Raw genomic sequence first — 26,220 nt, forward strand, 5'->3', positions numbered from 1 at the left:
CAATGGCGTTTGTCGAAAAGATGGTCAATAGGCTTCCTGAGCGGGTTCTCGTGCGCGTCCTGCCGCACGCAGAAATGCTCAAGTTCCTGGTGGTCGGCGGCATCGCCTTCATCGTCACCACGGTGCTGTTCTTCGGCATCAAGTGGACGGTTCTGCCTCAGCACCCGGTGACGGCCAACATCCTTGCGGTCCTGATCGCGACGGTTCTGTCCTACGTCCTCAACCGCGAATGGTCGTTTGCGCAGCGCGGTGGTCGACAGCGCCATCACGAGGCCGCTCTGTTCTTCATCGTCGCGGGTATCGGTTTGGCCATCAACCAGGTACCACTCTGGACCTCCCGGTACGTGTTCCATCTGCGTCAACCCGAGGTGTCGGTGTTGATGGAAAACTTCGCGGACTTCATCAGCGGATCGATCATCGGGACCCTGCTGGCGACGGCCTTCCGCTGGTGGGCCATGCGTCGGTACGTCTTCCCCGAAGAAGCCACCGACAGCCAGGTCGTTCTCGACATCGAAGCGACTCCCGGCACCAAGACGCCGACAACCGACGCCACCGCCCTCGACTGACTCCCGGATCGACGCACCCGATCGCTCGCGCTTCGATCAGAGTTCGTCGATTGCGATCAACCCGTCCTGCAGCGCCCGCGCAAGCAGTGCCATCTTTGTCGGCGCGATGCTCCTGAACGGGCTGGCCCATCCCTGATCATCATCGGCGACAAGCACTCCAGCCTGCAGTTTTCCCGCTCTGCACGACACGGTCACGACACAGTGATCACTGGTGCGTAGCCTCCGATTTCCAATTGGATTCGGAGGACCCATGGCTACTTGCAAAACTCGAGTTCTTGCGCTGTCGGCGGCAGGACTCATGCTCGTACTCGGCGCATGCAGCAAGGCCGAGTCGGCGAAAACGCCGACCGACCTCGACGTGACATCAGCGTCCGCCGGACACTACTCACTGGTCTGGGAACACGGCGGCTCGGAAAAGGTGCGTGTATTCGCCGCCACCGACCCGAAAAACCCAGCCGCAGAAGGAAAGGAAATTGGCACGGTCGACGGCTTCTCCACTGAGGTCGACGGCCTCGACCCACTGTCACGCTGGTACTTCGAGGTCATAGACGAGGACGGCACTTCCACCATCGCGTCAACCCGCCACGTGACGCTGCAGGGCGCAGCCAACGTGCGTGATGTCGGCGGATACGAGACAGCCGACGGCCGATCAGTCAAGTGGGGCCTGGTTTTTCGTGGCGACCGCTTGAGCGATCTGACTGCTGACGATCAACAAACGATCGAGAACGCAGGCATCCGGACCGTTGTCGATTTCCGAGGTGACAGCGAGATCGCAAAGGACGGAGCAGACAAGGTTCCCGCGAACGTGAAAGTGGTCAACACGGCAGTCCTGGATGCCGGCACTCAGGCTCTTGCCACAGCGATTACGAGTGCCCTGAAATCTGGTGACCCTGCAATCGTGGAGCAGGTGCTCGGGGGCGGTGAAGCCGTCCGGATCAGCGACACCGGCGCCGTCGACCAACTGTCCAAGCCTGACGGAATGACTGGGTATTCCCAAGCCCTACGGACCATCGCCGATTCCGAGTCCGCAGTCGCTTACCACTGCACGGCAGGCAAAGACCGCACTGGACTGATGACAGCTCTACTTCTCGGCATTCTGGGTGTTCCTGACAAGACCATCGTCGACGACTTCGTCCTGTCGAACACCTACAACAAAGCCAAGAACGAACAGACCTACACGTTTCTGTCTTCGAAAGGAATCGATGTCGATCTGTTGAAACCGTTGATGGAGCAGCGTCCCAGCCAGATTCAGCCAGTACTCGACAAGATTCGCGACCAGTTCGGTGGGTGGGAGAAGTTTTCGCAGGATGTGCTGAAACTTGACGCCGACACGATCGCAAAGCTCCGGAGCAAATTGCTGACCAAGCAATAACTGATCGACGTTCCGACAGCAATGACCGGCAGCCGCTCCGATGGCTGCCGGTCACGCCCGCACTCCTAGTTACTCAGCCCCAGCCGCTTCGAGCATTCGGCCATTTCGTCGATGATCAGTTCCAGCGACGTGCCACGACGACTGGCGGACAGCACGATTCGATCGGCTCCCAACCCGCGTGCCCAGTCGAGTTTCGCTTCGTCGAGCCTGGGCAGTGTCGCACCGAGTACCAGCGAGACGTCGGCAGGATCTCGATCTGCCTTCACCGCAGCAGCTTTCATCGCTGCTACGGCCTTGTCGAGATCTTCACCGGCCAGTCCCAGCGGCTGGAAACCGTCACCCAATCGGCCTGCTCGCCGAGCAGCAGCGAGACTGTGTCCACCGATGTAGAGCGGAACTCCGGATTCGCGGTGCGGCTTCGGCCAGCTGTACGCACCCTTGAACGAGAAGTAATCGCCGTCGAAATCGACTGCTTCCTTGCCCGCCCAGAGTGAACGCATCACCGCGATGGCCTCATCGGCTACCTTGCCGCGGCGCTCGAAGTCACCGCCGCACGCCTCGATCTCTTCCTTCATCCATCCCAGGCCGAGGCAGATGCGCAATCGCCCACCGGAAAGGCGATCGAGCGTCGCCAATCGTTTGGCGAGCACTACCGGATTGTGATTGGGCAGTACCAGAACTCCAGTGGACAAGCCCAAAGTGGTTGTGGCACCCGCCACGAACGAAAGCAGTTCGAGCGGATCCGGGATGTCGCAGTCATCGGGAAGATGCGATTTGCCGGTCGGAGAATAGGGGTACTCGCTCTCGGTGTCGGCGATGACCACCGAGTGCTCCACTGCCGAGATCTCGTCGAAACCCAGCGACTCGGCCGCACGGGCGAATTGCAGAATCCAATCAGGGTCTCCGCTTCGACCCAGTTCGACCGGAACGACCACGCCGAGCTTCATACCGTTTCCTCCAGTGTCGCCATCAATTTCGGACCATCCACGACTCGACCGAGGTACCGGTCCGCATCGGGATCTGTTGCAAGCCACACCGCCGCTGCAGCGGGTACGGATGCCGGTGTGGCCGCAAATCCGGCGTCCACGATTGCGTCCGCGCCACCACGGGCTTTCCCTGATTCCGTGATGACAAATCCCGGACTCAGGTTGAACGCTTTGATTCCGGCGTCTCGGTACTCGGAGTTGATCGCTCCGGCGATACGTCCGAACGACGCCTTTGACGCGGCGTACGACAGACCCCAACCACCCTCGCCGGGAGGCGCAGGCGGATCCATGGTCGCCGAGCCCGATGCCAGATTGACCACTACGCCGTTGCCGCTCTTGATCATCGACGGGAGTATCACCTGGACCAGAGCGAGTTGGTGCAGATAATTCCCGATCGCCATCGCCTGAGCGTCGTCGATCTCGATGTCGAGCACCCGGTCCATGTTTCCGACAGTCTGCGCATAGGCGTTGTTCACCAGCACGTCGACACGTCCCCACTCGGCCAGCACCCGTTCACCGGCGCCGCGGACGGATGCCAGATCGAGCAGGTTCATCGGAACGGCCAATGCGCGCACACCGAAGGACTCGATCTCGGCAACCGTCGTCTCCAGGCTGCCGGGCACCGGAATCACTTGCTCGCCTTGCCTCGTTCGCGGGGCTGCCCGCCCCTCTCCTTCACGAACGGTGCGAGCAGTGATTGCAACGTCGAATCCGGCGCGCGCGAATGCCAGCGCGCACTCTCGGCCGATCCCCCGGGAAGCGCCGGTCACCAGCGCAACTTCACTCACAGGAACCGCGTGCGGCCGTGCGTCTCGAACTCCTTCTCCAGGTTCACCACGTCAGCTTCGGTCATCAACGTGTATTCGGGAGTGCCTCGGCCCACCCAGTGGAACACTGGTTCGTCGGTCCGCCAGCGATCGGCTTGAAGTTCACGTTTGAGTACCTTGTTGGAGCCCGTGACGGGCAGGTCGGTCGAAACGCGAACAAATCGTGGCGCTGCCTTGGTACCCAGATCCGCCTGCGCGGCAAGGTAGTCGGCGAACTCGACCGGATCGAAATCGGCGAGATCGGCGACCTCGATCGCAGCCATGACCTGATCACCCGAACGCGGATCCGGTACCGCGAAGACACCCGTGGCAATCACTTTGGGGTGTCGACGCAGGATGTGCTCGATCATCAAAGCCGAGGTGTTCTCACCGTCGACGCGGATCCAGTCGCCCTTGCGTCCCGCGAAATAGATGAAGCCGGCCTCGTCGACGTAGCCGAGATCGCCTGTCCAGTACCAACCGTGGCGAATCTTCTCGGCGATCGCGTCTTCGTTCTTGTAGTACCCCTCGAACTTCTTCGATCCGGCCTTGTCGACCATCTCGCCGATGGATTCGTCGGGGTTCAGCACGTGACCGTGCTCGTCGAGAATTGCGCGGGGTCGCTCTTCGCGCGTATCGGGATCGACGATGACGATGTTCTCGCTCGCGGGACGGCCCAGCGCTCCGGCAGGTTGGTTCGGATCGAGCACTACTGAACCGGCACCTTCACTCGAACCGTATCCCTCGAAAAGTTGTGCACCGAAACGACGGATGAACTCTGCCTTGTCCCCCGGCGACGCCTCGGTCCCGAAGCCGTGGGTGAGGGTGTTCTCGATGTCGCCGGGCAGTTCCGGCGTCGCCATGAGATACCCCAAGGCCTTACCGACGTAGGTGAAATATGTTGCGCCGTAGAACCGAACGTCCGGCATGAATCCCGAGGCCGTGAACTTACGAACGAGGCAGACCGTAGCTCCCTGCGAAAGGGCCGGCGCCCACAGAGCCATCAACGCGTTGCCGTGGAAGAGCGGCATGCAGCAGTAGCAGACGTCGTCGCGGTCGATGTCGTACTTGGCGCAGTTCGCGTAGGCCAACCGCGTCAGACGCCCCTGGCTGCACCGCACTGCCTTGGACATTCCGGTGGTGCCCGAGGTGAAGAGAAGCAAGAACAGCGTCGACGCGTCGACACCGAGGTCGATCTGAGGCGACTCGACGTGATGTGCTGCAATCTTGTCCGGGTACGACGCGTCGTCGACGAGGACGAAACGATCTTCGGTCAGCCCGAGGTCCAGGCCGGCAAGCTTCTCGTAGCCTGCTTTGTCGGTGACGATCAGCTGGCAGTCGACGTACCGGACCTCAGCCTCGAGTTCAGCTCCACGCCTGGTCGGATTGATGCCGACGATCGTGGCCCCGGTCAGGGCCGCGCCGCCGAGCCAGAACAGGAACTCCGGATCGTTCTCGAGAAGTACGCCGATGTGAAACGGTCCGGGCGCGCGAAGCGACTTCGCCAGCGAGCCGCGCGCTGCGCTCTCGCGCACCACCTCGTCCCAGCTCCAGTCCTGCGTCCGCGTCCGCAGACCCAGGTGCTGATCACCGAGACGGTCGATCAACATCTGCGCGACGTCCTCGCGCTGAGGAGCTGCAAGAGCTGCATTCGAAGATGCTTCGGTGGCGGTGTTCGTCATCGTGTCCTGTGTCCTAGTCGATATCGGAATGTCGATTACTCCAACTGCGATACGACTCGAACGTATCGACGCCTCAGAGCCGGAACCGTCCCAGTCTCGCTCAGTGGTAACCGCCGCCACAGATATGATTTTCTCGTGAGATTTTGTGACGTGAAAAGCGCCACAATACGAAAGGCCATTCCATGACTGCCCCCGCAGATCCGCAGTTGCTTCTGGACCAGGCGGTCTCACGCCTCACCGGTCCAGGTGGGCCATTCGAGATCGTCGAAGAAGAGGTTCTCGGCACCGTCATGCCTGTGATGAAGAACCGCGGTCACGCCATCGGTGAACTGATCTCGGCATCTCGCGCCTGGGGCGACGGCGACTATCTCGTCACCAGCGATCGTCGAATCTCGTTCACCGAGCATGCCGATTCCGTTGCCGCGCTGGCAACTGCTCTGCGGGACAAGTACGGAGTCCGCAAGGGCGACCGTGTGGGCATCCTCGCTGCCAACACTCCCGAATGGGTCATGACGTTCTTCGCGACGCAGGCGCTCGGCGCGATCGCTGTCGGTCTCAACGGTTGGTGGGTTCCGCGCGAGGTCACCCACGGGATCGAGCTCTCACGTCCGAAGGTTCTGGTCGTGGATGCCAAGCGCGGCGCCGCCCTCCCCGAACTGCCGGCAGACATCACGGTCCTCACCATGGAAGAGGATCTGCCCGCGCTCATCGCGGAGTATGCAGGCTCCGACGTGCCGAGCACCGACATCGACGAGGACGACCCCGCCGTCATCCTGTTCACCAGTGGTACCAGCGGCCGCCCCAAGGGCGCACTCCATTCGCACCGCAACGTGATGGCCGTCGTCGACTACCACAAGTACAGCGACGCGATCGGCGCCGCATTCACCGGCCGTGAGTACGACGCTTCCAAGCCGAGCCCACTGCGTTATCTACTCACCTCCCCGCTCTTCCACATCGCCAGCCTTCACAATCTGGTGGTTCCCCGTCTCGCGACGGGCAGTGCCGTCATCCTGACCGAGGGCGGATTCGACGTCGACAAGGTGCTCGGGTTGGTCGAACGCGAGCGTGTCACCAACTGGGGTGCTGTCCCCACGATGGCATCGCGGCTACTCGAGCACGGCAACATCGCCAAGTACGACGTCTCTTCGCTGACTGCATTCTCGCTGGCATCCGCGCCGTCGTCGCCCGCGTTCAAAGAACGCCTCAAGGAGCAGGTGCCGTTCGCACGCAATGCTCTGGTCGACAGCTACGGCCTCACCGAATGCAGCACCGCCATTGCGGTCGCCGTCGGCGCCGAACTCGAAGAGTTCCCAGGCACTCTCGGGCGTCCGATCATCACCGTCTCGATGGAGATTCGCGATCCCTTCGGCGAATGGCTGCCGGACGGCATCGAAGGTGAAGTGTGCGTACGCAGCCCCTTCGTCATGCTCGGATACTGGGAGAACGACGAGGCGACCGAGTCGGCAATTGCCCCCGGACGCTGGCTCCGCACCGGCGATTTCGGCGTCATCGAGAACGGGCGTCTCCGTCTCACCGGTCGCCGTTCCGACCTGATCCTGCGCGGCGGCGAGAACGTCTACCCCACCGAGATCGAGCAGACGCTCGACGAACACCCCGACGTGATCGAGTGCGCTGTCATCGGCATGCCGCACCCCGACCTCGGCCAGGAAGTGTCCGCCGTGGTCGTCCTGCGTCCCGGAGCCGCCACAACGGAGGCGGAGCTGCGTGATTACGCCGCCGAGCGACTGTCCTACTTCAAGGTGCCGTCGAAGTGGCGCATCACCAGCGATCTGTTGCCTCGCAATGCAACCGGCAAGATGGTTCGGCGCGAGATCACCGTATGACCACGGAGCTGTCACGGATCGTCGCCGAGTCGGCGATCCGTGACCTGCTCTGCGAGTACACGCATCTGATCGATCAGGGCCGATTGCGTGAAGTCGCTGCATTGTTCGCCTCGTCCGACTACGGGCAGTGCGGGCCGGACGGGGTTGCCACCACGCTCATTTCGTCCGACGCCGACGCAGTGTTCGCAGCCTGCAGCGGCTTCATTCGAATGTACGGTGATCCGCCGGTTCCACGAACCAAACATCTGCTGACCAACACGCGAATCGCAGTCGACGGTGAATCAGCGACGGCACTCTCGTACGTCACGGTCATCCAAGGTACCGAAGATCTTGCCCTGCAACCCATTCTGGCGGGGCGCTACTTCGATCGCTTCACCTGCGTCGACGGGTCGTGGCAGTTCAGCTCGAGACTCTTCTGTCTGGACAACATGGGCGAGATGTCCGCGCATGCCAAGCGGGCACTGTAGAGGAACGACGACTGTGGAAATCGGCGTCAACATCTTGGGCCTCGAGGCCCTGTTCGACGGCAAGATTCGCCCGGTTCTGGACTTCGCCGCGCGTGCTGACCGTGCCGGGATCGATCTGATCTGCACCGGCGATCATCTCGGGTTCAATGCCGAAGCACACGCTCATCGGGTAGCCGAACACAACTTCTTGTTCCCGTTGGATCACCCTTGGTACGAACCGATTTCACTTCTTTCCTCGATCGCCGCAGTGACCGAACGCGCTCGCCTCGGAGTATCGGTTCTGATCGCCACTGTTCGCCCAGCCGCTCTGCTCGCCAAACAGGTTGCCACTCTCGACTCATTGTCCGAAGGTCGAACCGTCATGGGTTTCGGCGTTGGATGGCAAGAAGCCGAATACACCGCCACCAACATGCCTTTCGACGCGCGATTCGGGCGCATGGAAGAGACCGTCGCAGCCTGCCGCGAACTGTGGACCAATGCACCGGCCACCTTCAAGGGACGCGACTTCGCTTTCGAGAATTACCACAGCCTCCCGCTGCCGATCCAAAATCGCGTACCGGTGCTCTTCGGTTTCGGACCAAGCCAGCGGAACTTCGACCGCATAGCACGCGTCGCCGACGGTTGGACCGTGAACCCGACCGACCTGGGAACGTTCACCGACAGTGTCACATTGCTGCGCAACACGTTCGAAGCCCACGACCGCGAGCCGGATACCGCACGTGTGCAAGTGTCTGCGGCGCCGGTTCGGCGCGACAATCGGTCCGTCGACCTCTCGGCAACCGCTGACAAGGTCCTGGACTGGTCCGACCGCGGCGCGTCTGCCGTGGTGCTTCGGCCTGCCGTATTCGATTGCGCTGCCGAAGAACTACCGGAATTACTCGACTGGATGACCAGCATCAAGGAGGCGTGACATGGACCAGGCACTGCAGGATCTCATCGACAAGCAGGCAATTCGTGAGGTGGTTCTGACGTACTGCCGCGGCATCGATCGCCTCGACTTCGATCTCGTCCGCAGCGCCTACCACCCGGACGCGATCGACCATCACACCGGATTCGACGGCACCATCGACGAGTACATCGCCTGGGCCACAACAAAACTCTCCGCGATCGGCGGCACGATGCACCACATCGGCAACCACCTGGTCGAACTGCACGGCGACCACGCGATCAGCGAGGCGTATTCGATGTCCACACACTGGGGCGGGCCCGAAGACATCAGAATGATCAACTTCACCAGTGGTGCGCGGTTCATCGACCACATGGAGCGGCGCGACGGCCGTTGGGCGATCAAGGAGAGATGGGCCGTACGCGAGTGGACTCGCTCGGACGAGGGCCGCTTCGTCAACCCCGAAGGGCCTGGTCCGCGTGGGCGTCGAGATGCCTCGGATCCGCTGACAGCATTACGACTAACCCTTGAGATGCACTGAAATTCAGGAAACCGACTATTCCGACTGATTTAAGAATTAGACGCCATTCGAACGCATATTCGAATAAGATCGATGCATGGTCAACCCCACGACAGAGCTCTTCGGTATCTCAGCACAGCTGACCGGTACCGAAACTGATTGTGCGCTGGTTGATCTCATGACCGATCTGCATGCATGCGAGGCGATGCTGGTCGAACGCAAGCTCGCTGTGATTGCCGAGTTCTTTTCGCGGCGAAGCTCGGAGCATGTCGCCAGTGGTGCGTGGTCGTCGACCGCACACGAGTTGGCGGAGTCGGAAGTCGGTGCGTCACTGACGATGGGTCGCGCGGCTGCCGGCAAGCTGATCGGGTTGGGGTTCTCGTTAAGGACTCGTCTGCATCGCACTCGAGCGGCGATGGCGCGTGGCGAGTTGGATCTGTACCGAGTTGGTTTGATCGATTCCGCGACCGCGAACGTGAAAGACGAATTGATCGACGAGGTGGAACGACTACTGCTCGAGCAGGTTCTCGCCCCACCAGTAGCAGGCGGAACGGGCTTGACGGGAAGACGACTGACAGCGGCGATCGATCGGATCGTGGCGATGGTGGACCCGGAAGGTATGCGAGAACGCCGACGCCGTGCTCTCACCGATCGGTTCGTCGGAGTCAGCGCTGCCGAGGACGGGATGGCAAAGATCTTGGGAAGCGTTCCGGCAGAGCAGGCTCGGGCATTCGACGGCCGACTACGCGAGTTGGCAGTGTCGGTATGCCGAAACGACTCACGAACGTACGAGCAGCGACGAGCCGACGCGCTCTTCGAGTTGACCAACGGATCACAATTCTTGCCGTGCAACTGTGGCCGAGATGATTGCCCGCAGGATCGTAGCGGTGGTGTTGTCGTTCGTCGGCCCGTGGTTCACGTCGTGATGACTGATTCCACTCTGCACGGTGGCGGCGAGCCCGCCCACCTCGACGGGTACGGGGTGATCAGCGCTGAGCATGCTCGCGATATCGCCCGTGACGCCGTAATTCGAAACGTCCGAGCACCTGCTGATGACGTCGCAGAGCCGGTGCCTGCTTCGGCGCGCGTCTACCGACCGGGCGCCGTTCTCGATACCTGGTTACGGATCATCGCGGGCAGCTGCCAATGGCTGCATTGTGATGTCCCGGCCTGGAATTCCGATCTGGACCACAATGAACCGTTCCATCACGGCGACCCCGAATGCGGCGGTAAAACGGTCGCGTCGAATATGAGTGCGTTCTGCCGCAACCATCATCGCCTCAAGCATTCCGACCGGTGGCGGTTCACGTCGAACGTGGATCGGACCATGTCGCTGACGTCGCCGACCGGGCATTGTTACCGAACGCGACCCGCAGGATTGATGGCTGGATCGCACGAACCGACACCGCCCCAGGGCGGTCGAAATCGGCGGACCCAGGCGGAGAACAAAGCTGCCCGTATCCAGAGTGAACGCAATCGCCAGCGCCGACGGATACAGAAACGAGCAGAGGAGCACGTTCAATATAAGCGGCGGAAATCACCGCGAGCCCGCCGAGAACCCATCGACTACGGGGACGACCCGCCACCGTTCTGAGATACCGAGCGGTGTCGAGGCGCGCCGACGGGTCGCAGGGTCAGTCTGACGTCGGCTTGGTGCCGTCTTCTGGTGCCGGATCGTCGTCGGCAAGCGGATCTATGGTGTCGACACCTTCGAGGACGGTCAGCTCTTCTTCCGCCTCGGCGAGGAGCCCTTTGGCTTCAGCTTCGACCTTCTTCACCCAATCGGACATCCCGAGCCTCTTCTCTTCCGAAGCGAGTTCCCGCTGTAACTGAACTCAGACTACGTCGCCGGCGACGAATTTCGCCGTCCCCTCGGGTCAGTACTCATGACCGAGTAATCATGATTCACGACGGACGGAGCACGCATGCCCGGACAGTTGGAAGGCAAAACCGCACTGATCACCGGGGCCGCCCGAGGTCAGGGCAGGAGCCACGCCGTGCGATTGGCGCAGGAGGGCGCGAACATCATTGCGCTCGACATCTGCCGTCAGATCGAATCGGTGGCCTACCCGATGGGAACCGCCGACGATTTGCGGCAGACAACAGCAGCGGTCGAGAACCTGGGACGAAGTATCGTCGCGCGAGAAGTGGATGTTCGCGATCTGTCCGCACTGCGAACTGCGGTATCCGAAGGAATTGCGGAGCTGGGCAGCGTCGACATCGTCCTGGCTAACGCCGGTATCGGCATGATGTCCCCGGATATCGACGATGCTCGCGCCTTCCGCGACCAGATGGAGGTCAACCTATTCGGCGTCTGGAATACCGTCCAGGCCGCAGCGCCCGCGATGATCGAACAAGGTACAGGTGGCGCAATAGTCCTTACCGGATCAACTCTGGGACTTGTCGGTCGTGGAGGTGACGGCACCGGCGGATCCGACGGCTACTGCGCGAGTAAACACGCCATCGTGGGGCTTGGGCGCACGTGGTCGCACTGGCTTGCTCCCCACAATATTCGTGTCAACTCCGTGCACCCGACTGGCGCGAATACACCGATGGTCGTCAACGACGCGGTCGCGAAGCTGTTTGCGGACTCCCCGACATCGAGCGGAGCCGACGTGGGCAACCTCTTGAATGTCGAGTTGATCGAAGCTGCCGACGTCAGCAACGCGATAGCCTGGCTGGTTTCGGATCAGGCTCGATACGTCACAGGTATCGCGTTGCCGGTCGACGCCGGGTTCACGGCCAAATAGACGCCGGATACACCGGCCGAGTCGCCGTCGATCAGTCGACGGTCGGCGCCCACTGCACGCCGTTGATGTGCCCACCACCGTCGACGAAGAGGGTGTTGCCGGTGACGTAACGGCTGTCGTCACTTGCCAGGAAGGCCGCAACGGGGCCGATGTCGTCGAGGGGATCGCCGATCCGCCCCATCGGGTTCTGTGCGGCCATCACTGCCACGTTCTCCGGATTGGCTTCGGCGACACGCTTGTACGCCGCACTCTGCGCACCGGGACAGATGACGTTGCAGTTCACCTGCTTGGGAGCCCACTCGCGGGCAGCAGTGCGAGTCAGGGTTCGCAATGCTTCCTTCGCCGCGTTGTACTGCACCGAGTACATGTGAGCATTCACGCCGTTGAGGCTGCACATGTTGATCACGCGGCCCGTGCCGTGACGCTCCAGTTCCGGCAGGGCAGCCTGCATCGCCCAGAATGCCGCCATCACTGCCATGTCGAAACCGCCGCGCAATTGCTCGTCGGTCATCTTCTCGAGCCGAGCGAAACCGAAAGTCCGCCAAGCATTGTTGACCAGGATGTCGAGGCGTCCGAACCGCTCGACGGACTTGTCGACCATGGCAACAACTCGAGCTTTGTCAGTGACGTCGGTCCGGACGAATTCCGCCTCCGCGCCCCATTCGTCCCGCAACCACTGGGTGGTTTCGAGGCCCGCTGCCTCGTCGATCTCGGCAACCAACACCGACGCGCCTTCACGCGCGAACGCGCCCGCCACTCCGCGCCCGATGCCCATACCGGCACCGGTGACCACTGCTACACGTCCGTCGAGCTTGCCCACTGGGCCCTCCTTCGTCAGAACCCCTGTGCGCCTTTTTGGTAGTTCCCACTACCAAAAAGGCGCACGGGGGCGAAGCCCCTACCTGGGGCGCGGCACGGTCTTGTCGATGAACAGTCCCTCTACCGACACACACAATTCGCCGTCCGCAGTTTTGATCTCACCGACGGTGTGAATCTTGCGGCCGTCCTTGGACAGGAATTTGCCGCTGATCGTGAGGGGCTCGAACAGCGGAGTCGGGCGATGGTACCGAGTGCTCAATTGTGCTGTCATGCCGGAAGTTCCACCCCAGGCGTTCGCGACGCCGAGAACGTGATCGAGCAGCAGCGCCGAAACACCGCCGTGCACATGGCCGGGAGGGCCCTGGTACGGCAGCGTCAACGTGACCACTCCCTGCACCGACCCGTCAGCGAGCCCTTCCAGAACGAGCGGCGGCGCAATGGCGTTCTCGGGGCCGGTCACGGGGTCGTGACGAGTCACGCCCTCACCGTTCCACATGTCGATCAAGCGCTCGGCCACCTCGGGTGAGTGCTGCTCGAGGTGCTCGGCAATGCTGTTGAGCTCCTCCGCAACCCGGTCCAGATTGGCGTTTCCGCGGTCGGTGCGCAGCATCGCGTCGACAACGCGACGCGCTGCTGCCGTGGCCCGGTCGACCGGGGCGTCCTGCGGCGGCGACGTCAGAATCGTGCCGCCCGGATGTGTCGCTGCTGTGGGGTGCGAACCGAGGTCCATCAGTTGATCTCCATTGTTGCGTGCGTGAGAACCGGGAAGTTCTCGCGTTCGGGGCACGTCGCCGCCAACGTCAGTGTGTTGCCGTCCTGCCATACCGAGGTGGTGATGGATTCGCCGGGGAAGAGCGAACCGGCAAACCGCACCGAGTAGTTCTTCACCCGCGTCGGATCTCCGTCAAGAATCCCGTCTACCACGGCCTTGCAGACGATGCCGTACGACGCGAGGCCGTGCAGAATCGGTGCATCGAAGCCCGCCATCTTCGCGAAGGAGGGATCAGCGTGCAGCGGGTTCATGTCTCCACTGAGTCGGTACACCAGCGCCTGTGAGGGACTCGTGCTCGACGTCAGTACCTTGTCGGGCGCTCGATCAGGCACCCCGGCAACAACTTCGGGTCCGGCGTTGCCGCCGAATCCACCTTCGCCGCGCGCCCAGATCTGCATTCCGGTGGTCCATAACGGATTCCCGTCCAGGTCCTCGGCCGCCGTCTCGAGAACGATCACAGCTGCCTTACCCTTGTCCCAGACATCGGCGACCCGAGAGGAAATACGGGCAGCACCCGTCGACGGGATGGGCGCGTGAAGTGCCAGCGACTGCCCACCGTGCAGGATCTTTCGCAGATCGATGTCGATTCCCGGCATACTCATCGACGGTGCGGGCAGTACACCCGCCGAAACTCCCTGGCCTGCAACCATTGCAAACGTCGGGAGTACCTTCAGCCCCTTTTCGTACACCCAGGTCAGTTCGGCGGGATCGAGAGCATTCACCCCTGCCCCGAGTCCCAATTGGTAGAGCATGACGTCGCGATCGGTCCACGACGCCTCGCGCACAGTCGGTTCGGCGGCCAACGCCACCTCGAGATCGATAGCCATCAGTTCTCCAAAGTTCCGGCTCGGTAGACCGTCACGACACACGCGCCGCCCAATCCGAGGTTGTGTTGCAAGCCAATACGAGCGCCTTCGACCTGCCGCGCATCCGCGGTCCCGCGGAGCTGCCACGTGAGTTCGGCGCACTGCGCCAAGCCCGTCGCGCCCAGCGGGTGTCCCTTCGAGATCAAACCACCCGACGGGTTGACGACCCACTGGCCGCCGTACGTGGTCGCGCCGGATTCGACGAGCTTTCCGCCTTCTCCGACCGCGCACATCCCCAGGCCCTCGTAGGTGATGATCTCGTTGATCGCGAAGCAGTCGTGCAGTTCGATGACGTCGACGTCATCGATGGTGATCCCGGCCTGCGCAAAGACCTGCTCTGCCGCAGCTGCCGTCATCGGCGCGCCGACCACGTCGATCATCGACTTCTCGGCGAACGCTGCCTCGGTGTCAGTGGTCAACGCCTGTGCGACGATTTCGATCGCCCGGTCTTCGAGGCCGTGCTCACGCACGAACTTCTCGCTCACGACGATCGCGGCTCCGGCGCCGTCCGAGGTCGGCGAGCACTGCGAACGTGTCAGCGGCTCGTGAATCATCTTGTCGCCGAGTACCTGTTCGAGGGTGTACTCGTCACGGAACTGTGCGTACGGATTGTTCACCGAATGCTTGTGATTCTTGACCGCCACCGCTGCGATCTGCTCGACCGTGGTGCCGTACGTCTTCATGTGCTCGACGGCAGCGTTACCGAACAGCTGAGCTGTCATCGGCGATCGGGCGAACCCGTAATCCTCGACCATGATCTTCAGCTGAGAGTCCAAGGTCGTGACCTTGGGCATCTCACCGTTACCGGTCAACGCCGTTTTGGTCATCTTCTCGAAGCCGACGGCCAAGGCGCACTCGGCTTGTCCGGCCTGGACCCACTCGCGCGCCATCATCAGCGCCGTCGAGCCGGTCGCGCAGTTGTTGTTGACGTTGAAGATCGGAATGCCGGTCAGACCGGTCTCGTAGAGAGCTCGCTGTCCTGCTGTCGACGCGTTGAACACGTAACCGACCGCAGCACGCTGAATCTGGCCGTAGCCGATCCCGGCATCGGTCAGGGCATTCGAGACGGCTTCGGTCACCATGTCCGGGTATTCCCAGTCGCGGGTCTCGATCTTCTCGAACTTGGTCATGCCGACGCCGATGACGAAGGTGCGATTGCTCATGTGCAGGTCACTTTCCCGGTTCAGGGTCGCGAGGCAGACCCAGGATTCGCTCACCGATGATGTTGAGCTGAACATTGGTTGTACCACCCGCGATGGACATGCACTGCGAGTTCAAGAACATCTGGGTTGCAGACATCCGATGCTGTTCGCCCAGAAGTGAACTCGGTCCGGCCCACTCCATTGCCACGTCCCAGACCTGCTGGATGTGCTCGACACCGATCAGCTTCGCCACCGAGGATTCGGCACCCGGCTGCGCGCCGGTGAGCGAGCGCAGCGTGGTGCGCAGACCGAGCAGACCACCGGATTGCGCGTCGCACAGCACCTTTCCGAGCACGGTCAGCTGCTCGTCGTCGATGCCACCGGGCAGTCCGTCGACCAGGCTCAGAAGAGCCTCGCCACCCGATCCGAGCGACGAGTCGTTGGACAGCGAGACACGCTCGTTGGCCAGCGTGGTGCGAGCGAGCTTCCAGCCGTCGCCTGGCTCGCCGACCAGGCACTCGTCGGGAACGAAGACGTCGTCGAAGAAGACTTCGTTGAACAGTGCTTCACCGGTGATCTCGCGAAGCGGGCGAATGTCGAGGCCGCTGTTCTTGATGTCGATCAGGAAGTAGGACAGACCCTTGTGCTTGGGGGCGTCGGCGTCGGTGCGCGCGAGGCAGATTCCCCAGTGCGCGTCGCGTGCCATCGACGTCCACACCTTCTGGCCCTGCAACTTCCAGCCACCGTCGACCTTGGTGGCCTTTGTACTCAGCGCGGCGAGGTCGGAACCTGCGCCGGGCTCGGAGAAGAGCTGACACCAGACGATGTCCCCGCGCAGTGACGGCGGGACGAACTTGGCGAGCTGCTCTTCGTTGCCGTGCGCGATGAGCGTCGGGATGACCCAGTTGCCGATGATCATGTCGTGCGGCTTGATCTTCGCAGCGCGCAGTTCTTCGGCGATGACCAGCTGGCTGACGGCATCGGCGGATTTGCCCCACGGAGCCGTGAAGTGCGGTGCGGTGTAGCCCTTTTCCGCGAGATACGTTTTCTGGGCGGCGCCTTCGAGTTCGAGTGCAGGAGCGAGCTCGGCTCGGACGTCGGCTCGGATCGCCTCGGCCTCGGGCGGCAGCTCGACGCTGAGCACGCGACGGGTTCCGGCAATGGTCAGCTCGGCAACGCGACGACGCCAGGATGCCGTGGAACCCAGCAGAATTCGCAGGGACTGCGCGCGGCGCAGGTACAGGTGCGCGTCGTGCTCCCACGTGTAGCCGATTCCGCCGAGCACCTGGATGCAGTCACGCGTGACGGAGAAGCCAGCCTCGAGGGCCGTGGCTCCGGCGACGGCTGCTGCGAGAGAAGCCTCTTCGGCACCGACGCCGTTGGCGGGAGTCAGCGCACGCGCAGCGTCCCAAGCGCAGACGCGTGCCTGCTCGGCAAGCGCGAGCATACGTGCAGCCTTGTGCTTGACACCCTGGAACTGGCCGATCGGGCGACCGAACTGCTGACGCACCTTCGCGTAGTCGGCCGACGTCGTGACTGCCCAGTCGGCCAAGCCTGATGCCTCGGCCGCGAACAGTGTTGCGGCAATGTCCAGTACACGCTGGGTATCGATGGTGAGGATCTCGGAATCGGTGAGCACCAAACCGTCGACGGTGACCTCGGAGTTACGACGCACGACGTCGTAGCTGGCCAAGTCCGTGACCTCGAGGCGGTCACGTCCGAGCAGAACGAATCCGCTGTCCGTCGCGAGGAGGAACAGGTCAGCGACATGGCCGCCGAGAATAAGGCTGGACGTTCCGCTGAGGGTGGTGTTGTCGCCGTCGCGGGTGATCTTCAGCGAACCCGGCTGTAGTGCAACAGCTCCGAGCGTGCTGCCATCCACGAGCGTCGGCAGTCTGTCCGTTTCTCCGGCATCACTGAGAACAGCGCTGACCACTACCGTCGGCAGGAACGGTCCGGGAACCATCGAGCGTCCAAGTTCCTCGACGACGATGGCGAGTTCGACCAATCCGTATCCTGCGCCGCCGAATTCCTCGGCTACGTGTAGTCCGAGAAGCCCCTGCTCGGCAAGCCCGTTCCAGAGTTGGGGGCGAGTTTCGACCTTCGCCTCGACGGCTTCACGGACGACGGTGGGTGTTGCGTGACGCGCCGCCCAGCCCCGTACGGAGTCGCGGAGGTCACGATCTTCTTCACTCAATCCAATAGTCATGTCTACCTCGTCAATTCGACAGTGTCAGTACGGGTCAGATGCGTTCGATAATGGTGGCGGTCGAGAGAGCGCCACCGGCGCACATCGTGACCAGAGCCGTCGACTTGTTCGAGCGCTCGAGTTCGTGCAGCGCAGTGGTGATCAGACGCGCGCCCGTGGAACCGACGGGATGTCCGAGCGCGATCGCACCACCGTTGACGTTGACCTTGGACAGGTCTGCGCCGTGAACCTGCGCCCAGGAGAGCACGACCGAGGCAAAGGCTTCGTTGATTTCGACGAGATCGATGTCGTCCAAGGTCATTTTGGCCTTGTCGAGCACCATCTGGGTGGACTCGATCGGCCCGTCCAGGTGATAGAAGGGATCGGATCCGACCATGCCGGACGCGACGATCCGCGCGCGGGGCTTCAATCCCAGTTCCTGTGCGCGCTCTTCGCTCATCAGCAGTACCGCAGCCGCGCCATCACTGATCTGCGACGAGTTGCCGGCGGTGTGGATATGGCCTTCGATGACCGGCTTGAGCCCAGCCAGCGCTTCTGCCGTCGTCTCACGCAGTCCCCCGTCGCGAGTGACAGTGGCGATCTCACCGGTAGGCACGCCTTCCTTGTCCACCACGGGAGCCTTGACGGGCACGATCTCGCGGTCGAAGCGTCCTTCTGCCCAAGCCTGAGCTGCGCGGCGCTGCGATTCCAGACCGAACGCGTCGACGTCGGCGCGCGTGATCCCACGCTTCTCGGCAATTCGCTGCGCGGAGGTGAACTGGTCACCCATGTCGATGGTCCAGTCGTCCGGGTACGGGTTTCCCGTTCCGGGTGCGTTTGCCTGACCCAGGAACACACGGCTCATAGCCTCGACGCCGCAGCCGATACCGGCCGAGATCTGACCAGACGAAATCAGGCCGGAAATCAAATGCACTGCCTGCTGGGCCGATCCACAGGCGCAGTCGATAGTGGTTGCCGCGGTGCTGTACGGCAATCCGGCGTGCAGCCACGCCTGCCGCGTGACGTTGTTGGACTGCTCACCTGCCTGGGTGACACAGCCGCCGATGATCTGTCCGATGTCTTCCGGTGCGACGCCTGCCCGTTCGAGAACGCCGAGCTGCGCTGCTCCCAGAATCTCGGCGGGGTGCAGTCCCGCCAGGGCGCCGCGACGACGGCCGATCGGTGTCCGAGCGGCCTCGACGATGACTGCATGACCCATGATGTTCGCTCCTTCGTGGAGTTTTCGGTCGGTGAGCTGGCTCACCGTCTAATTTTCTGTAATTTATTCTATTAATGATGTCAGGGCAATGTCCGGATTGACATCAACTCTCAACTGATGCGGATTCAAAAATAGAATTGATTTCAATTTTGTGAACATGACGAACCCACCCCAGAGAGGGGCGAAGTCACGTCAGTGCCGTGAGAGATTCACCAGAAGCAGGTCGCATCCCTTGCGGATGTCGTACTCCGCATCGGGGATGGAGATTCGACCGTTGAGGCACGATTGGATGACCCCGAACCACAACTGCATCAGCAGACGCAACCCGGTGTTGTCTTCCTCGGTGGGGTTCTCGATCCCGGCCGCATCGAGAATGATCTGCCGGAAGCCGCGATCGATCTTTCCCACGTCCGGCACCGTCGCGACGTTGGCGGTACTGGACGACTGCAGCATCGCAGTCGAGAGAGCCGGCCGACGCAGTAACCCGCGAGTCGCGCGAACCAATACCTCGTACACCGCATCCTGCGGATTGTCCGACTGAACCTGATGCCTGACAAAGCTGGCACCGATCTGGTCGATCTGCTCGACCATCACAGCGACGAAGAGGTGCGTCTTCGAGGGGAAATAGCGATAAAGAGTGCCGATGGCCACGCCCGCCCGCTTGGCGACCTCGTGCATCTGTACCCGTGAGAGTTCCTTCTCGGTCCCCAATTCGGCTGCCGCTTCCAGCATCCGCACATGGCGCGCCCGCTGCTCGTCCGAACTGGGCTCTGCAGCGTCCCTGACCTCGGCAATTCTCGGCAACGTCGCCCCCATCATCGATTCTGTGTCCCGGTCGCGAACGACCTCGCCAATTCTCTCATCTCGACCACCCATCTCGGCATATTGCCCGCTCAGTGGGACCTGGCATGGCCTTCTCTCCCCGTGCGGTATTCCGTGGACACCCCACCCTCTTGGAGTAAGGACGCAATGATGCAGGACTGGACCACCGAGTGCGACGTGTTGGTAGTCGGCTCCGGCGGCGGCGCGCTGACCGGCGCATACACCGCGGCAGCTCGAGGATTGACGACGATCGTCCTCGAGAAAACCGATCGCTTCGGCGGAACTTCCGCGTACTCGGGCGCATCCATCTGGCTGCCGGGAACCCAAGTACAGGAACGTGCGGGACTCCCCGACTCGACGGAGAACGCACGCACCTATCTGCGCGCATTGCTCGGCGACGCCGAGTCCGAGCGCCAGGATGCCTATGTCGAGACCGCTCCCGATGTCGTCGCACTACTCGAGCAGAACCCGCACATCGAATTCGAGTTCCGTGCGTTCCCCGACTACTACAAGGCCGAAGGCCGGATGGACACGGGACGCTCCATCAACCCTCTCGATCTCGATCCCGCCGACATCGGTGACCTCGCCGGCAAGGTGCGTCCGGAACTCGACCAAGACCGCACCGGTCAGGATCATGCTCCCGGCCCGATGATCGGTGGGCGCGCACTGATCGGCCGACTGCTGGCCGCAGTCCAGAGCACCGGTAACGCAGAACTTCGTACCGAATCCATCCTCACCTCCCTGATAGTGGAAGACGGTCGGGTTGTCGGCGCCGAGGTCGAATCCGGCGGCGAAACCCAGCGAATCAAGGCGAACCGCGGTGTGCTGATGGCAGCGGGCGGCATCGAAGGCAACGCCGAGATGCGTGAGCAGGCCGGCACCCCCGGCAAAGCGATCTGGAGTATGGGTCCCTTCGGCGCCAACACCGGTGACGCGATCTCCGCCGGAATTGCTGTCGGTGGCGCAACCGCTTTGCTCGATCAGGCGTGGTTCTGCCCCGGCGTCGAGCAGCCGGACGGCAGCGCCGCATTCATGGTCGGCGTTCGCGGCGGACTCGTCGTCGACAACGCGGGCGAGCGTTACCTCAACGAGTCTCTCCCGTACGACCAGTTCGGCCGGGCCATGGATGCGCACGACGACAACGGTTCTGCAGTGCCGTCGTTCATGATCTTCGACTCGCGCGAGGGTGGCGGACTACCTGCCATCTGCATCCCGAACACGGCGCCCGCCAAGCACCTCGAGGCCGGAACCTGGGTCGCCGCCGACACTCTCGAAGAACTCGCCGCCAAGACCGGACTGCCGGCCGACGCATTGCGCAGCACTGTCGAAAAGTTCAACGATGCCGCAAAGCTGGGAGTCGACGAAGAGTTCCATCGCGGCGAAGACCCGTACGACGCATTCTTCTGCCCACCCAACGGCGGCGCGAATGCGGCACTGACGGCGATCGAGAACGGTCCGTTCTACGCGGCCCGCATCGTCCTCAGTGACCTCGGCACCAAGGGCGGATTGGTCACCGACGTCAACGGTCGAGTCCTGCGTGCCGACGGCAGCGCCATCGACGGCCTGTACGCCGCCGGCAACACGAGCGCGTCACTGAGCGGCCGCTTCTACCCCGGTCCTGGCGTTCCGCTCGGCACGGCCATGGTCTTCTCGTACCGAGCAGCCCAGGACATGGCGAAGTAACCAGCACAACGAGGACGTGGGGCAGGCAATGTCAGAATCACCTGCCCCACACTCTTTCGCACGGCGACGCGATTTTGTATCACTCCAGGTCGATACCGGGCAACCCGTCCACACTCTTCGCGTTCTTCTCGGCGCGATAGGCGATGAGCCGCTCCGGCCCCCTCTTCTCCGCTACGCGGTCGAGCACGTCACGATCGGATTGGTAGTCCATCAGCGGTACTGCGTATCCGCACGAATCCGAAATGCGCGTCAGATCGACCACGACGATCGACCGCAGCCCCGGGTGCTCAGGGAACCTACCGACAAGCTCGTTGAACGGTTCCGACCCTGCAAGCAGAACGTGTCCGTGACCGTGCAGTCGTACGATCTTCGGTGGTCCGTCAAACGCCATGAACATCAGTGTTATTCGGGAGTTCTCGCGCACGTGCGCGATGGTTTCCACACCGCTGCCGGTGAGGTCGAGGTACGCCACCCGGTTGGATGTCAGCACCACAAACGATCCGACTCCCCCTTTGGGTGAGCAATTGACCAACCCGTCAGCAGACAACGGTGCGGTGGCAACGACGAACAGCGGTTGAGCCTGCAACCACGTGGTGAGCTTTTCATCGATGCCTTCGTAGACGCGCCCCATGTCGAGAGTGTAGTTCGCGCCGACTGGACGTCACGGGGCAGACGCTGCGGCGGCTCGAATCTCCTCACACATCGCTGCGAAGACGCGGTCGTCGGCGGGATTCGCCGGCACCGCCAGTGCAATGCCGTCGCAGAGACTCGCGTATTTCGAACTCAGCACCTCGGGGAGTTCGGCGTAGGTGCATTGCGTGACCAGCCTGTCGAGAACATCGTCGGTGAGGACGTCAGGTAGTCGAGCCCAATCACCTGCCCGCGCCATCACTGTCAGTTCTTCCCCGACCTCGGATAATCCGAGGACCTCCAGCGCGACTCGGTACGCCGGAGTGGAGTAGAGAAAGGCAAGTTCACTGCGCACCGCTTCTCGTTGAGCAAGTATCGCGGCAGGATCTTTGCCGGTGATCATCTTCGGAACGGCAATCAGTCGCGGCTTCCTTCCTCCTGCCGTCAACGATGGAATGATCCTCTCCGCGAGCACCTTCGGATGGGAGCTGGTGGGGTGAGAAACAAAACCGTCGGCGACGGCTCCCGCCAGTGAGCACATGCGAGAGTTCACTCCCCCGGTCCAGATCTCCGGAGCCGGAACATCGAGCGGCCCCGGATTGAAGTAGGGCTGCAGCCGGTCGAAGGTATAGTGCGTTCCCGCATGGTCGAGTTCACCGCCCTCCTGAAACACTCGGAAGATCTCGCGTACAGCGCTGACGTAATCACGCAGTTGCGCAACAGGATCCGTCCACGGCATCGAGTACCGCCCGACGATGTTCCCACGCACCTGCGTCGCAAGCCCCAGTTGAAATCGCCCACCCGAGAAACCCGCAAGATCCCAGGCAGCCAAAGCCGTCACCATGGGACTGCGCGCAAACGCGACAACCATCGACGTCCGGACAGTGAGAGTACTGCTGTGCTCGACGGCCAGGGCCGCCACCGCAAACGGATCACGAATGGTTTCGGAGATGTGCACCGTGTCGAAACCAAGGTTCTCGATGCGTCGGACGTGCTGAGCTACCTGCCGCAGCGGAGTGTCGGCAGGTAGCGAGGTCACCAATTCCATATCAGCTCAAAGGCTCCAGGCGAATCGACAGCAGCTTTCCTTCGGTAGCCACCTTGCGAGCGTGTTCATTGAAATCCGGGGCGGCACAAACGAACAGGGTACGACCGTCGGAACCGCCGAGTCCGCAAGCGAAGACACCGCTGTCGAAGGCAATTTCGTCGACTATCTCCCCGCTGGCGCCCACATGAAGAACACGGCTTCCGAGGGCATCGGCCACCCACATCGAATCGTCTCCGTCGATACAACACCCGTCCGCCGCAACGAAGATCTGAGCGAGGGTGGTCTCCATCTCGGGTCCACCAGGCACCGGCCCGAACGACGCCCAGTCGCGGCGTTCACCCAGAGAGCCGTCGGCCTGGACGGCAAACGCACTGATTCGATTTCCCAGCGTTTCGTCCACGAGCAGATCTCCGGTCGACGTCAGAGCCATTCCGTTGGGGAAGTGGAGATCTCGCGCGACGACGTGCACCGATCCGTCCGGGTCGACGCGGAGTAGATCTGCCGTCTCGACGGGGGCCAGGTTCATCAGATCGAACCCGAAGTTGCCCACGTACGCTCGTCCCTGTGCGTCGACCAGCATGTCGTTGACGTTGGCACTGACGTACCCGGACAAGTCTGCGTGCACCACCAACTCGCCATCGGATTCTCGCCGCAGAATCTTCTGGTCCCGCATGGAGACGACCAGTAATCTGCCGTCCGGAAGCCACCCCAGCCCGGACGGCTGCCCTGGAACCTCCGCCTCGACGCGTATGTCTGTCCCGTCCTCGCAGGCCGAAATCACCTGGTAGGTGTAGAAGTCCGATACCCAGATCCGGTTCTCGTGCCAGCGCGGGCATTCGAAGTAGGTGTATCCCTCGAGAACTACCGCAACTTCTGGTGCCATCAGGCTCTCCTGCGTCGGTGACGAATGGACTATCAGCCCCATTCAATCACCGGCACCGCTGTCGCGGTGTCCGATTCCCGACTAGTCGCCGGCGCGAACTTCGTCCAACACGTCGAAAGCGGATTCCCATCCGTCGTACACATTCCCGTCACCCTTGAATCCCGGAATTCCTACCAGGTGGAAGGTCATTTCGGTTTTGTCACCCCGTTCTGCGAGCGTGACCGTTATCCGAGGTGCGGCATCCACCGGATCACTCGGATTTCCCCAGGTGAAGACCAGCCTCTTCGGCTCGTCGACCTCGAGATAGGTTCCGCCGGTGGGGTACTCGGCTCCGTTCTCGTCGTTGATCATCAGGTAGCGGTACGTTCCGCCAACTCTGGGATCGATCGTGACATGCTCACGGGGACTGCTGACACCCTTCGGATGCCACCAGCGCGCCGCCTCGTCGGGGTCGGTCCACGCCTGCCAGACAAGGTCGCGCGGCGCGTCGAAGATCCGGGTGATGGTGAATTCTGCAGTGGCATCGGCATTCCAGTCACTCATTGTCCTTCTCCTTCTTCGGTCGACGTTGCTTCAGCTCACGTAGACGCTCGTCGAGGAGGTCGAAGCGTTCGTTCCAGCGTCGCCGGTGTTCGTCGACCCAGGCGCTGGCGTCGTCGAGACCCTCTGCGCGAAGGGTGCACGTGCGCCATTGCGCGGTGGCGGTTCGTTCGATGAGACCGGCTCGCTCGAGCACCTTCAGATGCTGAGAGATGGCAGGTCGACTCATTTCGAACGGCTCGGCCAACTCACCGACGGTCATCGAACCATCAGTGAGGCGAGAGAGCATTTCACGCCTCGTCGGGTCGGCCAATGCGCTGAACACTGCATCGAGTCGGCCACTTCGCTCGTCCATGTAAGCAACTCCTTAATTAAGGAATAGCTTAAACATAGGACTCGACATCTTGCGCGTCAACCCTTTCAGCTCCAGGTATATCGAAGCCGCTCGACGGTTGTCGCCTCGTCCATCTGGGAGAAAGTCTCGCGCTCAACTCCCTTCACTGACACCATCGCTTCGATGATCGGCTCCCCGAAGATTTCCTTCGCCACCGAGGAGGAGTTGAACTTCTGCACTATCTCGCGCAGATCGGTGGGGACTCGGGTCACCCCGCGCTCATCACGTTCCGCCTCCGTGAGAGTCGACGGGTTCACCACAATTTCCGGCGGCAATGGCGAGGCATTGCCGATACCGATATGCGAAAGGCCAAGTATCGCAGCGGTCGCCAGATACGGGTTGGCCGATGGATCGACGATTTTCACTTCGGCGTTGGCGCCGTGTGGATTCGACGGTGACTCGGCGCAGAACCTCAGTGCCGCTTCCCGGTTCTCGAGCCCCCAACAGACGTAGGCCCCCGACCAATTGTCCGGTCGCAGCCTGACCTCGGAGAGCGGTGAGGACGCAAAGATGGCCGTGAATTCCGTGAGGTGAGAGAGGATTCCACCCAAAGCTGACGATCCTTTGTCGGTCATCCCGTACTCCTGCCCGCCACCGGAGAAGACGGGTCGCCCACCTGAGTTCAATGAAAAGTGCTGGTGTGCACCGTTCCCTGCACCTCCGACCGTAGGTATCGGTGAAAACGAGGCCGCCAATCCATGGGCTCTGGCAGTGCGGCTGATCAAGATCCGGGCCAGTATCACCAGGTCGGCAGCCTGAACAGGAGTTGCCGGAGCGATGGAGATCTCGAATTGATCCGGTCCGTACTCTGCATGCACTTGCTCGATATGAAGTTGTGCGCGTTCGGCATTGCGCAGAAGGTCCTTGAGGAAGTCCTCGCGGCGCAGGACTGCACCTAACCCGTACGCCGACCACGCTCCGTCACACGCATCACCGAAAAGAGTGAACTCGATCTCGTGACCCACCCGAGCTTCCAGTCCGTCGGCGGCAAGCCGCGCCACGACGGCAGTGAGTGCGGACCGAGTACACACGGCAGCCGTCGCACCGTCTTGATCGTGCAACGTCGCCGGCGCCCACGACACGCCCCCTCCGAGATCACGGAGGTCGGAGCGGTCGATACGCAACCGGAGATCACCCACGACGGAAAAGGAATCGGTGAAGGCAATCCGATCGTCGCTACAGAAGACGTTCCAGCTCGGTGAGACTCCCGCACCGGCTTTCTCGAAGACACCGGTTCGGCCGGCCGGCATCACCTTCGCGCGCGCGACACCCGCCATGTCGACGATCGAGCCGATGGTCAGAGCCGGTACTTCCCTCATCCAAAGGCAAATACCC

General features: G+C 62.2%; 27 protein-coding genes. 9 read left to right on the top strand and 18 right to left on the bottom strand.

Translation table 11 applies throughout. The features are described 5' to 3' along the window. The first annotated feature begins 2 nt into the window (after positions 1 to 2). The gene (locus tag GN300_RS05590) at positions 3 to 566 is read left to right on the top strand and encodes a GtrA family protein (RefSeq protein ID WP_003939753.1); all 564 of its coding nucleotides are present in this window, start codon (positions 3 to 5) and stop codon (positions 564 to 566) included. Between the two features lie 36 nt (positions 567 to 602). On the opposite strand, the gene GN300_RS05595 is transcribed toward GN300_RS05590, so the two are convergent. Beyond that, positions 603 to 761 (bottom strand): hypothetical protein, encoded by a 159-nt coding sequence (locus GN300_RS05595; RefSeq protein WP_233405574.1) that lies wholly within the window; start codon positions 759 to 761, stop codon positions 603 to 605. Positions 762 to 816: 55 nt separating this feature from the next. Here GN300_RS05595 and GN300_RS05600 point away from each other — a divergent pair, with 55 nt between their 5' ends. After that, on the top strand, positions 817 to 1,938 hold the full coding sequence (locus GN300_RS05600) for a tyrosine-protein phosphatase (protein ID WP_082845730.1): 1,122 nt from the start codon (positions 817 to 819) through the stop codon (positions 1,936 to 1,938). 65 nt (positions 1,939 to 2,003) lie between these two features. On the opposite strand, the gene GN300_RS05605 is transcribed toward GN300_RS05600, so the two are convergent. Genes GN300_RS05605 through GN300_RS05615 form a run of 3 tightly spaced genes read right to left on the bottom strand, consistent with a single transcriptional unit; the run spans position 2,004 to position 5,340 of the window. Continuing rightward, positions 2,004 to 2,885, bottom strand: a complete 882-nt coding sequence (locus tag GN300_RS05605) for an LLM class F420-dependent oxidoreductase (RefSeq protein WP_058037669.1) — start codon at positions 2,883 to 2,885, stop codon at positions 2,004 to 2,006. Next, the gene (locus tag GN300_RS05610) at positions 2,882 to 3,712 is read right to left on the bottom strand and encodes an SDR family NAD(P)-dependent oxidoreductase (RefSeq protein WP_030536994.1); all 831 of its coding nucleotides are present in this window, start codon (positions 3,710 to 3,712) and stop codon (positions 2,882 to 2,884) included. The genes GN300_RS05605 and GN300_RS05610 overlap by 4 nt, the downstream gene beginning before the upstream one ends. Then, positions 3,709 to 5,340 (bottom strand): AMP-binding protein, encoded by a 1,632-nt coding sequence (locus GN300_RS05615; RefSeq protein WP_374229160.1) that lies wholly within the window; start codon positions 5,338 to 5,340, stop codon positions 3,709 to 3,711. Before GN300_RS05615 ends, GN300_RS05610 begins: the two co-directional genes overlap by 4 nt. Before the next feature lie 254 nt (positions 5,341 to 5,594). Between GN300_RS05615 and GN300_RS05620 the strand changes: the two genes are divergently transcribed. The 5 genes from GN300_RS05620 (at position 5,595) to GN300_RS05640 (ending at position 10,723) form a co-directional block, all read left to right on the top strand. Next, positions 5,595 to 7,256, top strand: a complete 1,662-nt coding sequence (locus GN300_RS05620; RefSeq protein WP_007732670.1) for a class I adenylate-forming enzyme family protein — start codon at positions 5,595 to 5,597, stop codon at positions 7,254 to 7,256. Continuing rightward, positions 7,253 to 7,723 carry a nuclear transport factor 2 family protein gene (locus GN300_RS05625; protein ID WP_063315780.1) on the top strand — a complete coding sequence of 157 codons (471 nt, stop codon included), beginning with the start codon at positions 7,253 to 7,255 and terminating at the stop codon, positions 7,721 to 7,723. The genes GN300_RS05620 and GN300_RS05625 overlap by 4 nt, the downstream gene beginning before the upstream one ends. Positions 7,724 to 7,736: 13 nt before the next feature. Then, the gene (locus GN300_RS05630; RefSeq protein WP_063315779.1) at positions 7,737 to 8,633 is read left to right on the top strand and encodes a TIGR03619 family F420-dependent LLM class oxidoreductase; all 897 of its coding nucleotides are present in this window, start codon (positions 7,737 to 7,739) and stop codon (positions 8,631 to 8,633) included. 1 nt (position 8,634) lies between these two features. Further along, complete coding sequence (locus GN300_RS05635) at positions 8,635 to 9,150, top strand: nuclear transport factor 2 family protein (RefSeq protein WP_063315778.1); 516 nt, start codon at positions 8,635 to 8,637, stop codon at positions 9,148 to 9,150. Between the two features lie 76 nt (positions 9,151 to 9,226). Further along, positions 9,227 to 10,723 (top strand): DUF222 domain-containing protein, encoded by a 1,497-nt coding sequence (locus GN300_RS05640; protein ID WP_063315777.1) that lies wholly within the window; start codon positions 9,227 to 9,229, stop codon positions 10,721 to 10,723. A gap of 40 nt (positions 10,724 to 10,763) precedes the next feature. On the opposite strand, the gene GN300_RS05645 is transcribed toward GN300_RS05640, so the two are convergent. After that, complete coding sequence (locus GN300_RS05645; RefSeq protein WP_003940615.1) at positions 10,764 to 10,919, bottom strand: hypothetical protein; 156 nt, start codon at positions 10,917 to 10,919, stop codon at positions 10,764 to 10,766. Between the two features lie 135 nt (positions 10,920 to 11,054). Here GN300_RS05645 and GN300_RS05650 point away from each other — a divergent pair, with 135 nt between their 5' ends. Beyond that, the gene (locus GN300_RS05650) at positions 11,055 to 11,879 is read left to right on the top strand and encodes a mycofactocin-coupled SDR family oxidoreductase (RefSeq protein WP_003940537.1); all 825 of its coding nucleotides are present in this window, start codon (positions 11,055 to 11,057) and stop codon (positions 11,877 to 11,879) included. A 31-nt stretch (positions 11,880 to 11,910) separates the two neighbouring features. Here the strand turns inward: GN300_RS05650 and GN300_RS05655 are convergent, their stop codons facing one another. From GN300_RS05655 to GN300_RS05685, 7 genes are all read right to left on the bottom strand, one after another. Further along, positions 11,911 to 12,699 (bottom strand): SDR family NAD(P)-dependent oxidoreductase, encoded by a 789-nt coding sequence (locus GN300_RS05655; protein ID WP_063315776.1) that lies wholly within the window; start codon positions 12,697 to 12,699, stop codon positions 11,911 to 11,913. A gap of 78 nt (positions 12,700 to 12,777) precedes the next feature. Then, on the bottom strand, positions 12,778 to 13,428 hold the full coding sequence (locus GN300_RS05660; RefSeq protein WP_003940283.1) for a PaaI family thioesterase: 651 nt from the start codon (positions 13,426 to 13,428) through the stop codon (positions 12,778 to 12,780). After that, on the bottom strand, positions 13,428 to 14,297 hold the full coding sequence (locus GN300_RS05665) for a MaoC/PaaZ C-terminal domain-containing protein (RefSeq protein WP_063315775.1): 870 nt from the start codon (positions 14,295 to 14,297) through the stop codon (positions 13,428 to 13,430). The genes GN300_RS05660 and GN300_RS05665 overlap by 1 nt, the downstream gene beginning before the upstream one ends. After that, on the bottom strand, positions 14,297 to 15,499 hold the full coding sequence (locus tag GN300_RS05670; protein WP_063315774.1) for a lipid-transfer protein: 1,203 nt from the start codon (positions 15,497 to 15,499) through the stop codon (positions 14,297 to 14,299). The genes GN300_RS05665 and GN300_RS05670 overlap by 1 nt, the downstream gene beginning before the upstream one ends. A 7-nt stretch (positions 15,500 to 15,506) precedes the next feature. After that, positions 15,507 to 17,687, bottom strand: a complete 2,181-nt coding sequence (locus GN300_RS05675; RefSeq protein WP_007732680.1) for an acyl-CoA dehydrogenase — start codon at positions 17,685 to 17,687, stop codon at positions 15,507 to 15,509. A 34-nt stretch (positions 17,688 to 17,721) separates the two neighbouring features. Further along, positions 17,722 to 18,885, bottom strand: a complete 1,164-nt coding sequence (locus GN300_RS05680; RefSeq protein WP_007732681.1) for a steroid 3-ketoacyl-CoA thiolase — start codon at positions 18,883 to 18,885, stop codon at positions 17,722 to 17,724. Positions 18,886 to 19,077: 192 nt separating this feature from the next. Beyond that, positions 19,078 to 19,704, bottom strand: coding sequence for a TetR family transcriptional regulator (locus GN300_RS05685; RefSeq protein WP_030536987.1), 627 nt, complete (start codon positions 19,702 to 19,704; stop codon positions 19,078 to 19,080). Positions 19,705 to 19,857: 153 nt separating this feature from the next. Between GN300_RS05685 and GN300_RS05690 the strand changes: the two genes are divergently transcribed. After that, complete coding sequence (locus GN300_RS05690; RefSeq protein ID WP_037128865.1) at positions 19,858 to 21,390, top strand: FAD-dependent oxidoreductase; 1,533 nt, start codon at positions 19,858 to 19,860, stop codon at positions 21,388 to 21,390. A 79-nt stretch (positions 21,391 to 21,469) separates the two neighbouring features. On the opposite strand, the gene GN300_RS05695 is transcribed toward GN300_RS05690, so the two are convergent. The 6 genes from GN300_RS05695 to GN300_RS05720 all read right to left on the bottom strand — a co-directional run bounded on the left by GN300_RS05695 (position 21,470) and on the right by GN300_RS05720 (position 26,204). Further along, positions 21,470 to 22,021: a pyridoxamine 5'-phosphate oxidase family protein gene (locus tag GN300_RS05695; protein WP_007732686.1), complete on the bottom strand. Its 552-nt coding sequence runs from the start codon at positions 22,019 to 22,021 to the stop codon at positions 21,470 to 21,472. A gap of 30 nt (positions 22,022 to 22,051) precedes the next feature. Beyond that, on the bottom strand, positions 22,052 to 23,068 hold the full coding sequence (locus GN300_RS05700; protein WP_042924836.1) for a TIGR03617 family F420-dependent LLM class oxidoreductase: 1,017 nt from the start codon (positions 23,066 to 23,068) through the stop codon (positions 22,052 to 22,054). Between the two features lies 1 nt (position 23,069). After that, a complete protein-coding gene (locus GN300_RS05705; protein ID WP_063315773.1) occupies positions 23,070 to 23,951 on the bottom strand; it encodes an SMP-30/gluconolactonase/LRE family protein in 882 nt (293 codons plus the stop codon). Between the two features lie 81 nt (positions 23,952 to 24,032). Then, a complete protein-coding gene (locus tag GN300_RS05710; protein ID WP_063315772.1) occupies positions 24,033 to 24,494 on the bottom strand; it encodes an SRPBCC domain-containing protein in 462 nt (153 codons plus the stop codon). Next, complete coding sequence (locus tag GN300_RS05715) at positions 24,487 to 24,846, bottom strand: helix-turn-helix transcriptional regulator (RefSeq protein ID WP_063315771.1); 360 nt, start codon at positions 24,844 to 24,846, stop codon at positions 24,487 to 24,489. The genes GN300_RS05710 and GN300_RS05715 overlap by 8 nt, the downstream gene beginning before the upstream one ends. A gap of 65 nt (positions 24,847 to 24,911) precedes the next feature. Continuing rightward, on the bottom strand, positions 24,912 to 26,204 hold the full coding sequence (locus GN300_RS05720) for a glutamine synthetase family protein (protein WP_063315770.1): 1,293 nt from the start codon (positions 26,202 to 26,204) through the stop codon (positions 24,912 to 24,914). Between the last annotated feature and the right edge of the window lie 16 nt (positions 26,205 to 26,220).

It is taken from the genome of Rhodococcus sp. Ni2 (genome assembly GCF_021352185.1).
Classification (GTDB): domain Bacteria; phylum Actinomycetota; class Actinomycetes; order Mycobacteriales; family Mycobacteriaceae; genus Rhodococcus_F; species Rhodococcus_F qingshengii.